Source organism: Mesorhizobium sp. M2E.F.Ca.ET.209.01.1.1 (assembly GCF_004010375.2).
Classification (GTDB): Bacteria; Pseudomonadota; Alphaproteobacteria; order Rhizobiales; family Rhizobiaceae; genus Mesorhizobium.
On sequence record NZ_SADP02000869.1, the window covers coordinates 1 to 314 of the forward strand.

At 65.3% G+C, this 314-nt stretch carries 1 pseudogene; it reads right to left on the minus strand.

The features are described 5' to 3' along the window. Positions 1-207, minus strand: a pseudogene (locus EN852_RS38275) (magnesium transporter); the annotation flags it as partial. Positions 208-314: the final 107 nt, after the last annotated feature.

Below are 314 nucleotides of genomic sequence, written 5' to 3' on the forward strand. Positions count from 1 at the left end.
GGGATGCAGCGCCTCCAGCACGTCGCCGAGCTCCGACTGGTGCAGATCGTCAACTTCGCGCTTGAGCGTGATCGTGTCGCGGTCGGCGATCGCCGCGCCGATCTGCGCCAGGAAGGATGCGCGCACGGCGCCGTTCTCGCCATAGATGTCGGCGTGGTGCTCCTCGGCGGGCGCGGCGCCGGTCGTCTCTCTGTCCTGGACTTCCACCAGCGCCTCCCGCCAACAGGGATTCGGAAAGGGTTCAAAGTCAGGTCTAGCGCATGACTCCGCAAACCGGAAACCGCTTTCGGAGAAATCCCAGACCTTTGCGGCAG